This is a genomic window from Nocardioides stalactiti, assembly GCF_014180715.1.
In the GTDB taxonomy this organism is placed as follows: domain Bacteria; phylum Actinomycetota; class Actinomycetes; order Propionibacteriales; family Nocardioidaceae; genus Nocardioides; species Nocardioides stalactiti.
This window is the reverse complement of sequence record NZ_JACEFC010000017.1, coordinates 42,554-51,795: the sequence shown is the minus strand read 5'-3', so window position 1 is coordinate 51,795 and position 9,242 is coordinate 42,554. Positions and strand designations below refer to the sequence as shown.

10 protein-coding genes and 1 tRNA gene are annotated in these 9,242 nt (G+C 69.8%); 7 read left to right on the top strand and 4 right to left on the bottom strand.

The genetic code is table 11. The features are described 5' to 3' along the window. The 3 genes from H0487_RS05570 to H0487_RS05560 form a co-directional block, all read left to right on the top strand. A partial coding sequence (locus H0487_RS05570) for a TIM-barrel domain-containing protein (RefSeq protein WP_183093235.1) occupies window positions 1-1,808 on the top strand: 1,808 nt, incomplete at its 5' end. 157 nt (window positions 1,809-1,965) lie between these two features. Beyond that, entirely contained in the window at window positions 1,966-2,562 is a 597-nt protein-coding gene (locus tag H0487_RS05565; protein WP_183093234.1) for an RNA polymerase sigma factor, read from the top strand. A 138-nt stretch (window positions 2,563-2,700) separates the two neighbouring features. Continuing rightward, window positions 2,701-3,219 (top strand): hypothetical protein, encoded by a 519-nt coding sequence (locus H0487_RS05560; protein ID WP_183093233.1) that lies wholly within the window; start codon window positions 2,701-2,703, stop codon window positions 3,217-3,219. A gap of 7 nt (window positions 3,220-3,226) precedes the next feature. On the opposite strand, the gene H0487_RS05555 is transcribed toward H0487_RS05560, so the two are convergent. The 3 genes from H0487_RS05555 to H0487_RS05545 all read right to left on the bottom strand — a co-directional run bounded on the left by H0487_RS05555 (window position 3,227) and on the right by H0487_RS05545 (window position 5,202). Further along, window positions 3,227-3,463 (bottom strand): hypothetical protein, encoded by a 237-nt coding sequence (locus H0487_RS05555; RefSeq protein WP_183093232.1) that lies wholly within the window; start codon window positions 3,461-3,463, stop codon window positions 3,227-3,229. Further along, entirely contained in the window at window positions 3,460-4,746 is a 1,287-nt protein-coding gene (locus H0487_RS05550) for an HNH endonuclease signature motif containing protein (protein WP_183093231.1), read from the bottom strand. Before H0487_RS05550 ends, H0487_RS05555 begins: the two co-directional genes overlap by 4 nt. 183 nt (window positions 4,747-4,929) lie before the next feature. Further along, window positions 4,930-5,202 (bottom strand): DUF2510 domain-containing protein, encoded by a 273-nt coding sequence (locus tag H0487_RS05545; RefSeq protein ID WP_183093230.1) that lies wholly within the window; start codon window positions 5,200-5,202, stop codon window positions 4,930-4,932. 109 nt (window positions 5,203-5,311) lie between these two features. On the opposite strand from H0487_RS05545, the gene H0487_RS05540 reads away from it, so the two are divergent. From H0487_RS05540 to H0487_RS05530, 3 genes are all read left to right on the top strand, one after another. Beyond that, window positions 5,312-5,385, top strand: a tRNA-Arg gene (locus H0487_RS05540). Between the two features lie 33 nt (window positions 5,386-5,418). Then, on the top strand, window positions 5,419-6,645 hold the full coding sequence (locus H0487_RS05535) for an RtcB family protein (protein WP_246383000.1): 1,227 nt from the start codon (window positions 5,419-5,421) through the stop codon (window positions 6,643-6,645). Between the two features lie 194 nt (window positions 6,646-6,839). After that, entirely contained in the window at window positions 6,840-7,862 is a 1,023-nt protein-coding gene (locus H0487_RS05530; protein WP_183093229.1) for a PASTA domain-containing protein, read from the top strand. A 45-nt stretch (window positions 7,863-7,907) separates the two neighbouring features. Here H0487_RS05530 and H0487_RS05525 read toward each other — a convergent pair whose 3' ends face one another. Beyond that, window positions 7,908-8,135: a hypothetical protein gene (locus tag H0487_RS05525; RefSeq protein ID WP_183093228.1), complete on the bottom strand. Its 228-nt coding sequence runs from the start codon at window positions 8,133-8,135 to the stop codon at window positions 7,908-7,910. A 288-nt stretch (window positions 8,136-8,423) separates the two neighbouring features. Here H0487_RS05525 and H0487_RS05520 point away from each other — a divergent pair, with 288 nt between their 5' ends. Further along, window positions 8,424-9,242, top strand: coding sequence for a hypothetical protein (locus H0487_RS05520; protein WP_183093227.1), 819 nt, complete (start codon window positions 8,424-8,426; stop codon window positions 9,240-9,242).

Genomic DNA, 9,242 nt, shown 5'->3' with positions numbered 1-9,242 from the left:
CGCAGCGGCTGGACGACGGCGGCGTCCGGCTTCGGGTCGCCACCGACGACCCGTCCGGCCGGACCGCGGTCGTGACCGTCCGGCCGGACGAGGGCGACGCCGTCCGCACGAGCGTGACGTTCCATCCCGACACCAACATCGCGTTCGTCGGCGCCGGGTTCGCGTCGGGCAGCGACGAGGCGTTCCACGGCTTCGGCGGTCGGCGCAACGCGATCGACCAGGCCGGTGAGAGCTTCTTCAACTGGATCGAGCAGACGATCTTCGACCTGCCGGTGCTGGGCGGCCAGGCGCAGAGCGGGTGGTACCAGCAGGCCCAGTTCATCTCCTCCCGTCCCTACGGGTTCTTCCTGGAGCAGAGCGAGCTGTCGCGCTGGCGGATGCGCTCGGACCGTGACGACGCGTGGCTGGTCGATGCCGCGTCGAACGGCCTGAAGTTCACGGTCGCGCCGGGCCGGGCGCCGAAGGCGATCAGCACCCTGACCGCGATCACCGGCCGGACGCCGGTGCCGCCGCGGTGGCAGGTGGCGCCGATCTTCGCCCAGACCCTGAGCGGCGGTACGACGGGCAAGACCCCGGAGGCCTACGAGGCCGAGATCCGAGCGTCGATCGCGAAGATCGACGAGCTGGACCTGCCCTACGAGGCGTTCAGCTTCGAGGCGTGGTGGCTGCTGCAGCGGATCGGCACCCTCGACGACATCATCCGGCTGATCCGGCGCCACGGGATGCACCCGATCGTCTACTTCCGCGCGTGGGCGGGCAACGACGGGCAGGGCCTGGAGGACGACGACGCGTTCCAGACCGCAAAGGACGAGGGGTACGCCGCGACGCGCGCGAACGGCTCGCCGTACGTCTTCTCCGACACGCTCGCCCCCGGCAAGCTCGCGGTCCAGCTGGACTTCACGAACCCGGAGACCGTCGCGTGGTGGCGCCAGCGGGTGCGGGCCGTGCTCGACGCGGGCGCCGACGGGTTCATGCAGGACTTCGGCGAGCAGACGATGTGGAACATGCACTTCGCCGACGGGACGACCGGCCGGGTGGCGCACAACCGCTATCCGATCGACTTCCACCGCACCACCCGCCGGATCATCGAGGAGTGGCACCGCGAGCACCCGCGTCGGACGGAGCCGATGTTCTACGTGCGTTCCGGCTACTCGGGGCGCCCGGGCTCGGCGGCGTACGAGTCCGCGAACTGGTGCGGCGACTACGAGTCGAGCTGGAGCCGGACGACGGGCATCGGGGCGCTGACGACCGACATGCTCAACCGTGCGATCGGCGGCGCCTACGGCTTCCACTGCGACACCGGCGGCTACATGGACCTGCTGTCGGGTTCCCCGTCCCGCGAGCTGTTCCTGCGCTGGTCCTGGTACGCCGCGCTGACGCCCGGCAACCGGGTCCACGGCGGGCCGGTGCTGGGTCAGAAGTTCCCGTGGTCGTGGGATGCCGAGGCGGCGCGGATCCACCGGGCGTCGCTGCGCCTGCACCGCGCCGCGGAGCCCTACATCCTCGGCTTGTGGCGGGAGGCGAAGCGGACCGGCATGCCGATCACCCGTCCGCTGTGGCTGGCCTATCCGGGGATGGCCGGCGTGCGCCAGGTCGACCAGGAGTACCTGCTGGGGCCGTCGGTGCTGGTCGCCCCGGTGGTCACGAAGGGCGCGACGACCCGCGACGTGGTGTTCCCGCCGGGCTGCTGGCGCCACCCGGAGACCGGGGTGCGCTACTCGGGCTCGGCGACGGTCCCGGCGCCGATCGACCGGCACGTCTACTTCTTCAAGTGTGGAACGACGCCGTTCTCCTGGAGCGGGCGTTAGAGGGAGGCGACAAACAGCACGCTCAGGTTGCGCGGATCAGACGATGTCGGGCGCCCCGCTGCGGTGTTGAAGTTCTCGAGTTGGAGAACGAAAGCATCGAAGGAGCGGGGCGTTGGGGGAACAGTGTGGGGACGCGGAGGCGCGGGTCGGCGTCGAGATGACGCGCAGGTTCGTGGAGACGTACGACGCCAACAAGGTGTCGCTCCACGTCTACCTGCGGCATCTCGGGGCGGATCCTGAGACGGCGAACGACGTCCTCGCCGACGCGATGGTCCGGGTGTGGGAGGGGCTGGGGCGCGGGGCCACCCCCGTCGAGCTGCGGGCCTACCTGCGTCGGACGGTGCGCAACGCCTACTTCGACCACTGCCGCGCGTCGCAGCGTCGGCGGGAGGTCCTGGTGAGCAGCCACGACGCGACGCTCGACCACGCGTCGCCGGAGCCGCAGGACGAGTGGCTGGGGCTGGACCGGGTCCAGCGAGCGCTGGCGCGACTCCCCCGGCGCTACCGCCGGGTGCTGGAGCTGTCGGTCGAGGGACGGGGCCTGGCGTGGGTCGCGGACGAGCTGGGCCTGCCGTCCGCGAATGCGGCCGGCATCGCGCTGCACCGCGCCCGGCACGCGCTGCGCAACGAGCTGCTCGCCGACGACCGGCAGGCGCGGACCGTGCGTCCGGTACGCCGGCGGGGCGGCGTCCACGGTCGGGCCCACGGCCACGCTCACGGTCGTACCGGGGCACCGGCGCCGCCGTCGGAGTGATGCCGATGCAGCGCTCGGGACCGGGAGGGAGCACACTGGAGGGAGTGTTCGCTCGGACGGTGTCCGGTTTGCACGACCTCGAGTCTCCCGCGCGGCCTTCTGCTGCGGCGAGAGCACTAGTGAAGGACGACTGTGCACATGACCGACCGCGAAGTCTGGGCGGAAGCAGCTTTCGAGATCCTGAGCGGCGTCGCCGGTCGCTACCACGCCGTGATGGAGTACGCCGAGCTCGGCGCGGAGATCCAGGAGCGCAGCGGCGTACCGACGAAGTCGCCGGTCCACAACTGGGTGCCGGGCGCGCTCCGCGTGGTCGCCGCCCGTTGTGTCACCGAGGGCGTCCCGCCGTTGACGTCGCTTGTCGTCCGCAAGGACTCCGGCATGGTGGGCGACGGGTATGACGCCGTCCTCACCGCCACGGGAGCCGACCCGATCGACGACGAGATCCAGCGGGAGAAGCACGCCGCCCAGTCGCGTCTCGCCTGCTACCAATGGGCGAACGCCGACGGCCTCCCCGCCGACGGCGGCCACCCGGCCCTGACCCCCAAGCTGGCGGCCTCGGTCGCCCGCAAGGCGAAGGCGAACCCGCCGCCGCCCAAGGTGTGCCCGAAGTGCAACATGGCGCTGCTCCCCATCGGCATCTGCGACAGCTGCGGCTGACGCACGATCAGCCTTCGCCGAGTGCGCGGTCCAGTTCCTTGCGGGCCCACTCGCGAGCCTCCTCGGGGAGGGGCTGACGCTCCGCCCACTCCGCCATCGCACGTCGGCCGTCGCGAAGGATCAACTGTTCCTCCAGCGCGGCCGACAGCCATCTGGAGAAGGTCATGCCGTCTTCGCGTGCGGCCGCGTCGATCTGCTCGGCGACCCGCTCGTCGAGGGAGATGGACTTCCTGACGACGCTCATCCGATTCGCTCACTTTCGTGGGAGGGCTGCGGTCCGCCGGCTCGCCGGCGGATCCTGATGGCGCCGCCTCGCAGGACCTCGTGCTCGTACCTTCGGTCGTGGATGACGTGGTGGTGCCAGCTGCAGAGCAGGGCACCGTCGCCGATGTCGGTCTTGCCTCCTTGGGACCACGGTTTGAGGTGGTGGGCCTCGCACCAGGTCGCGGGGATCGAGCAGTTCTCGGCTCGGCAGTGCTGGTCGCGCAGGCGCATCGCCTTGTGCTGCGCTGAGCTGTAGAGGCGGCGCGACCGCCCGAGATCGAGGATCTCGCCCTTGCCGCCGAGGACGACCGGGATGATCTTGGCGGTGCACGCGAGGCGTCGTACGGCACTCGCGGAGAGTCGTTCGCCTCCCCCGACCACCGCCGCGACCCCGAGGTCGGCGAGCAGCGACTCCCGCGTCATGGTCACCATCAGGGTCGTGCCGTGGCCGCCGTGCGCAGGCAGGTGGGCGGGGTCGAGGTGCTCGAGCAGCGAGCAGAAGGCCTGGCCGAGCCGGCGGTGGTAGGGGACGCGGTCCTCGTCGCCGCCGATCGCGCCCGGGGTCTTGCGGGGGCTCGCGAACGACTCGAGGTAGGTCACGAGCCGCGTCATGTCGGCGTCGGGGAGCACCAGGGTGCCGCGGGCCGTGCCGTCGCCGGGGTAGCGGCAGCTGAAGCGGATCTTGTCGCGCGCGTCCTGCTCCTCGCGCTCGAGCCGCTTGGCCTCCTCGGCCTCGGCGATCTCAGGGGCGACGATCTCGAGGATGCGCCGGGCGAGGACCCGCAGCTCGCGCGGCGTGTGCATGCCGGCGAGCGCCACGAGGTGCGCCTCGGCCTTCGCGATCACGTCCGGCCCGACCTCGGCGGGGAGCGCCTCGAGCCCGGCGACGATCACCCGCGCCTGGTCGACCGAGACCTCCCCGGCCGCCAACCCGTTGCGCACGCCGAGCCACTTGTCGTCCACAGCCCTCGCGAGCCGCTGCTCAGCCCGCGCGGACCCGCCATCGGCCTGCGTCTTCATCACCAGCCACGCCGCGACGTCCCGCGCACCCTCCGCCTCGACGGCGGGACCCGCCGCGGCCACGACCCGCAGCTGCAGCTCGTCGAGCTGCCGCCGTACGGTCGTCAGCTCCAGCAGCGCAGCGCGCTGGTCAGCGGGAGCCATGTAGGTCGGCTGCACGTCGGCGACATCCGCCAGCGCCGCCCCGATCGCCTGAGCGCACGCGAGGATCGGATGCTGGCGCTCGACCACCTGCGCGACCATCGCAACCTCCCGAGTGACTGCTGCTGTTCCAATGCCAACATCAGATCACACGCCACCGACAGTTCGCCCCTGCCCGGTTGCCGGCTGTGGAGAACCTCGCCCTTGGCCCGACGCCCTACTCCCCCGCGGCGAACAATCGCCGGCGCGCAGCCTCGTACTTCTCGCGAAGCCGCTCGGCCGCCGTCACGATTGACCGCCCCAATCGAAGTAGAACATCGCCACGAGCCCACCGATGCTGAGGGCGGAGATGATCGGCCCGCTTGCAACCCACAGGATCAGCAGTCGCTTGTGGCGCACGATCCAGCTCGTCAACGCCGCTTCACTACCGAAGGAGAAGGATCCGAAGTTGGCCCGACCCGCGTGCACCGCGTCCGACGTCCATCGCTCGCCGTCCCAGTAGCGATACATCCCGAGCTGATGCGGGTCGAGATACCAACCCGGCGGCGTCGTACTCACGGGAACACCGTACGGCGACCGCCACCCCTGACCGAGCAGCTCAGCCCGTCAAAGTCGCTAGGCCCCACGGGCGCCGCTCCCCTACCTTCGTCGCGGCCCAACACACCAGACCCCCTTGGCTCAGCTGGACAGAGCGCCGCACTACGAATGCGGAGGTCGCAGGTTCGACTCCTGCAGGGGGTGCTTTGTCCGCATGCCCGAAGGAGGATGACCACGATGGACACCATGGAGACCGACGCCCTGCCCGTGCGCCTGCCCGGCGCGAAGGCCGACACCCTGATGTGGGCGCGCGTGGAGGACGTCGAGCAGCAGGCCCTCGACCAGCTGCGCAACATCTCGCGGCTGCCGTGGGTGCACGGCCTGCGGGTGATGCCGGACGTCCACCTCGGCAAGGGCGCGACGGTCGGCTCGGTCGTGGCGATGAAGAACGCGGTGTCGCCCGCGGCGGTCGGCGTCGACATCGGCTGCGGCATGCAGGCGGTGCGGACGTCGCTGACGACCGCGGACCTGCCCGACGACCTGCGCCCGCTGCGGCTGGCGGTCGAACGGGCGATCCCGGTCGGCTTCTCGGCGCACAAGTCGATGCCCGACGTGAACCGACTCAAGCTCAACCACGGCCGGTACGCCGGCTGGGACCGGTTCTGGAAGTCGTTCGGTGCGCTGCACGAGGACGTCCAGGACCGGGAGAAGAAGGCCAAGCAGCAGATCGGTTCGCTGGGCGGCGGCAACCACTTCATCGAGCTCACGTCGGACGACGAGGGCCAGGTGTGGCTGATGCTGCACTCCGGCTCGCGCAACATCGGCAAGGAGATCGCGGAGCGGCACATCTACAAGGCCAAGGGCCTGGAGCACAACCTGGGTCTGCCTGACCGCGACCTGGCCGTGTTCCTGTCCGACACCGAGGAGATGGACGCCTACCTCCGCGACCTCTACTGGGCGCAGGAGTACGCCTCCCGGAACCGCGCGGTCATGATGGCGCTGTTCTGCGAGGTCGTCTCGCGGGCGTTCGCCGAGCGCGGCAAGGACGTCACCTACGGCGAGCAGATCTCCGCGCACCACAACTACGTGGCGCAGGAGACCTACGACGGCGTCGACCTGGTCGTGACCCGCAAGGGCGCGATCCGGGCGGGCGCCGGCGAGTACGGCCTGATCCCGGGCTCGATGGGCACGGGTTCGTACGTCGTCCGCGGCCTCGGCAACGAGGCGTCGTACTGCTCCGCGTCGCACGGCGCGGGTCGACGGATGTCGCGCAACGCGGCGAAGCGGGCCTTCACGGTCGAGGACCTGGAGGCTCAGACCGCGGGCGTGGAGTGCCGCAAGGACCGGGGCGTGCTCGACGAGATCCCCGGCGCCTACAAGGACCTCGAGTCCGTCATCGAGGCCCAGACCGACCTCGTCGAGGTCGTCGCCCGGCTCACCACGCTCATGTGCGTGAAGGGCTGACGGCAAAACGGACGGACCGTTCGGGACTCATGTGACTGCTGTGACGCCACCATGCTTTCAGTAGCCCACACGTCACGAACGGTCCGTTCTTTGGCCGACCGGCCAGCGGTCACTGGCAGGCCCCGACTTGTCGGGTTTGCCTGACGCCGAGGCACTTCATTCGTCATCCTCGACGTCGAAGGAGAGCCTCCGCAATGAACCCGAACTTCCCCCCGACCCCGGGTGCCGACTGGTACCCGGACCCTCGCGACCCCACGCTGCTTCGCTACTGGGACGGGCGCCAGTGGACGAGCCACACCGCTCCCCGTCCCGCCGGCTGGAGCCGCGGCAGCCAGCAATGGTCGAGCTACCGGCAGCCCGCGAATGGGATCGTCGTCGAGCGACGTCCGACCAAGACCCGCTTCCCCGCGTGGGCGATCATCACCCTGGTGGCGACAGTGATCGTCATGTTCGGCGGGGTCGTTGCGCTGGGCGTCGTCGCCGGTGGGACGTCCACTCAGGAGGCGAAGCGGAGCACTGGCCGCGACGTGAACATGACCGCGTCCGAGCCGACGACATCGGAGCCCGCGGAGGCGGTGGGGACCACCTCCGCTCCCCCGACCGAGACGGTCGAGAGCTCGCCGACGGAGACTGAGCCGCCGCGGTCCGTCGTACCGCGCCTCAAGGGCTTGACCCGCGACGAGGCCGAGGACGCTCTGACCGACGCCGGCCTCGTGGTGAGCGAGATCAGCCAGGTCTATTCGGCCGAGGCGCCCGGCACGGTCCTGAGCCAGAGCATGAAGGTCGGCAGGTCCGTCCTGGAGGGTTCCGAGGTCGCTCTCGTCGTGGCCAAGGCCTATCCCGAGGTGCCCGGCGTCGTCGGACGCCTCAAGGCCGCCGCCGTGGACCGCCTCCAGGAGGCCGGGTTCAAGGTCATCGTGAAGATGGAGACGCGTACGTCGGGCAAGGACGGCGTCGTTCTCCGCCAGACCCCGGGCGGCGACGATCGTGCCGAGCCGGGCTCCACCATCACGATCGTGGTCTCGTCCGTCGTTCGCACGGTTGTCGAACCGCCCTCGAACTGCACGCCCGGCTACGACCCGTGCCTGACACCGGCGTCCGACTACGACTGCGCGGGCGGCTCCGGCGACGGACCGAAGTACACCGGATTCGTCCACGTCACCGGCAGCGACCCCTACGACCTCGACGCGGACGGCGACGGCGTCGCCTGCGAGTGACCGACCCTCTGGTCGAGCTCGCACGAGCCGCCGCCGCCCGAACGCCTACAGCGACATCGTGCTGACCTTCACGACCCGGAACCGCCCGCGCTCCCCGTCGACCCTCCGACTCTCGTAGCCGATCAGGACCCCGTCTCCACCGCAGGTGCCGTAGGAGCGGATGACCTGCTCGCGGTACGTGTCGTCCTGGCCGGAGGACACTCCCCTGCGCCGGTAGTCGACGAGCTTGCCGCGGTAGCCGCCGAAGATCTCGTGCACCCGATGCCGCGACATCCCGAGATCGACACGGTCGAGATCTCGGTTCGCCACGCACGGCGCCGTGGGGTACTAGTCCGCGTGGACCACGGGCGGCCCCGGCATTGCAATCACAGCGACGCTCACGGCAGCGGTTGCCGCGATGTTGATCAGGTTCATTTCTGCTCCCATCCGAGGGCACCACTTGCCTCTCACGGACATAGACCTTGCTGGCGGGCAAGTCCTTACGCAGAAATGCCCATCCCGAACAAGCTTTTCGGAGAGAGGTGCCGACCTTGACTTTCATCGCCCCCCGACGCACCATCTGTGTCCCAATCTGAATTCATCGTCATCATCCGGGGGGGACTGATGAACCGAAAGCCCTTGGCCGCGTCTGCCGCAGCCGTGTTGTCTGCAACCGCGCTCGTCGCTTCAGGCCCATCGCAGGCTGCGAGTGACCAGCCGGACCCTGCCCCGCCGCCCGCCGTTCGCAAGGTCGTCGATTCGCCCATCGCCGAGTACGCCGGTGGCAGGACGATCGAGATCGACGCATCTGGCGGGTTCGGAGCCGCCCATCGACTGATCAGTGAGAACGACGACGCCTTGGAGGGATGGACGATCCGGTTCACCGGGCTTGCGACGGCCACCGGGAAACAACGCCAGCGCGACGATGAGAGGCTGATGCGGAGCGATCCTCCGATCGCTCCGCCGAAGTGCCCGGCCGAGCCGCCGCTCACCTCCCGAGCGCCGGGACGGACGATCGCGTACCTGGGCTGCAACCGCACGACGGGGCACGAGACGCGCGGCCACGCGATCGCAAAGTCTGCGGACCACAGCTTGGAAGAGGCCGTCGGCGACGTCCTGCGGTCCCGATTCCCTGACCTTGAGGCATGGGAGCGCGTGGCCGCGCGGATCTCGCCCGAGGGCGAGGCCACCGTCAGCCTGCCCGCAGACTTCGTCGAATCGATGCAGCGATCACAGAAGGCAGAGCAGTACGAGATGTATCGCAACCTCGTCTTCACCGCTCACAGCAACGGCGACATCAAGTCGGTCGGCTTCACCGTCGAAGGCGACTGTCTGGCCTACGCAATGGCGGTCGGTGGCGACATCTGTGCCACCGAGGACCTGACACGGATCGGGAAATGA

Coding starts and splice junctions, on each gene's coding strand:
- H0487_RS05530 (WP_183093229.1), top strand. CDS start 6,840: ATGAACCCGAACTTCCCCCCGACCCCGGGTGCCGACTGGTACCCGGAC.
- H0487_RS05550 (WP_183093231.1), bottom strand. CDS start 4,746: ATGGTCGCGCAGGTGGTCGAGCGCCAGCATCCGATCCTCGCGTGCGCT.
- H0487_RS05525 (WP_183093228.1), bottom strand. CDS start 8,135: ATGTCGCGGCATCGGGTGCACGAGATCTTCGGCGGCTACCGCGGCAAG.
- H0487_RS05535 (WP_246383000.1), top strand. CDS start 5,419: ATGGACACCATGGAGACCGACGCCCTGCCCGTGCGCCTGCCCGGCGCG.
- H0487_RS05555 (WP_183093232.1), bottom strand. CDS start 3,463: ATGAGCGTCGTCAGGAAGTCCATCTCCCTCGACGAGCGGGTCGCCGAG.
- H0487_RS05565 (WP_183093234.1), top strand. CDS start 1,966: ATGACGCGCAGGTTCGTGGAGACGTACGACGCCAACAAGGTGTCGCTC.
- H0487_RS05560 (WP_183093233.1), top strand. CDS start 2,701: ATGACCGACCGCGAAGTCTGGGCGGAAGCAGCTTTCGAGATCCTGAGC.